This is a genomic window from Stenotrophomonas sp. SKA14 (assembly GCF_000158575.1).
GTDB lineage: Bacteria > Pseudomonadota > Gammaproteobacteria > Xanthomonadales > Xanthomonadaceae > Stenotrophomonas > Stenotrophomonas forensis.
In genome coordinates this window covers 1-1,556 of the sequence record NZ_DS999413.1, presented here as the reverse complement: position 1 = coordinate 1,556, position 1,556 = coordinate 1, and the positions used below count along the sequence as shown (strand labels likewise).

General features: G+C 64.3%; 2 protein-coding genes. One reads left to right on the top strand and one right to left on the bottom strand.

The window, feature by feature from the left end:
• Window positions 1–338, top strand: a 338-nt coding sequence (locus tag SSKA14_RS22910; RefSeq protein WP_008268860.1) for a DUF805 domain-containing protein, incomplete at its 5' end; no start/stop codon positions are given.
• 686 nt (window positions 339–1,024) lie between these two features.
• Here the strand turns inward: SSKA14_RS22910 and SSKA14_RS22905 are convergent.
• A partial coding sequence (locus SSKA14_RS22905) for an AIR synthase-related protein (RefSeq protein ID WP_008268859.1) occupies window positions 1,025–1,556 on the bottom strand: 532 nt, incomplete at its 5' end.

Here is a 1,556-nt window from a genome sequence, read left to right as displayed (position 1 = left end):
CGCAGTTCAGCGGGCGCGCCAGCCGCAGTGAGTTCTGGTGGTTCCAGTTGTTCATCGTAATTCTCTCGCTCCCGCTGTATGTGCTGAGCTTCATTGCGGGTTACACCCAGTCGGGCACGCTGGCGCTGGTTTCGACAGGTTTGAGCGTGGTGATGTGGCTGGCGGTGATCGTTCCGCTGATTGCGGTGACCGTGCGCCGCCTGCATGACACCGACCGCTCCGGTTGGTGGTATCTGCTGATGCTGGTGCCGGTGGTGGGCCTGGTGGTGCTGGTTTTCTTGCTGCTGCCGGGCACGCCGGGCGAAAACCGTTTCGGCGCGCCGGTTCCGCACGTGTAATTGCCATGCATGGGTAGGTGTCGACCTTGGTCGACACGGCGTTGGTACGGACGCCGGACACATTCGTGCCAACCAAGCCCACGGCATTGGTAGGTGTCGACCTTGGTCGACACGGAGTTGGCACGGACGCCGGACACATTCGTGCCAACCAAGTCCATGGCTTTGGTAGGTGTCGACCTTGGTCGACACGGTGTTGGCACGGACGCCGGACACATTCGTGCCAACCAAGGTTGGCACCCACCAAAGCAGCGCGCAGGCAGCCCACGGCTTTGGTAGGTGTCGACCTTGGTCGACACGGTGTTGGTACGGACGCCGGACACATTCGTGCCAACCAAGGTTGGCACCCACCAAAGCAGCGCGCAGGCAGCCCACGGCTTTGGTAGGTGTCGACCTTGGTCGACACGGTGTTGGTACGGACGCCGGACACATTCGTGCCAACCAAGGTTGGCACCCACCAAAGCAGCGCGCAGGCAGCCCACGGCATTGGTAGGTGTCGACCTTGGTCGACACGGTGTTGGCATGGACGCCGGACACATTCGTGCCAACCAAGGTTGACACCCACCAGAGCAATTCCGGCACGCCCCGCATGGGTAGGTGTCGACCTTGGTCGACACGGTGTTGGCACGGACGCCGGACACATTCGTGCCAACCAAGGTTGACACCCACCAGAGCAGGTATTGCTGCTTCTACGCGAAGTGCTGGTAACCGCCGCTGGCGGCTTCGCCATCCACCTGTACGCCCTGCCCTTCGGCAATGCGGCCGATGCGGGTAAGCGGCAGGTCCAGCGTCTGCGATAGATACATCAGCGCGTCGCGCTGATCGGCGGCGGCGGTGAAGCACAGTTCGTAGTCGTCGCCGCCGCGCAGCGCACACTCACGTGCTTCCTCGCGACCGAGCAGCTCGCGCAGCTCCGGCGAGATCGGCAGCATGTCGGCATCCACATGCACGGCCACGCCACTGCGTGCGGCAATATGGCCGGCGTCGGCCAGCAGGCCGTCCGATACATCCACGGCCGCGTGCGCAAAGGCACGCAGGCGCAGGCCGAGGGTTACACGCGGCGTGGGCCGCAGCAGGCGCAGGCGCAGGTGTTCGTAGTCGGCCAACAGCGTGGCGGCGGCCACGTTCAAAGCGCCCTGCTGCCAGAGCTTCAATGCGCCGGCGGCATCGCCCAGCGTGCCACTCACCCAGAGATCGTCACCCACCTGCGCGCGATCACGA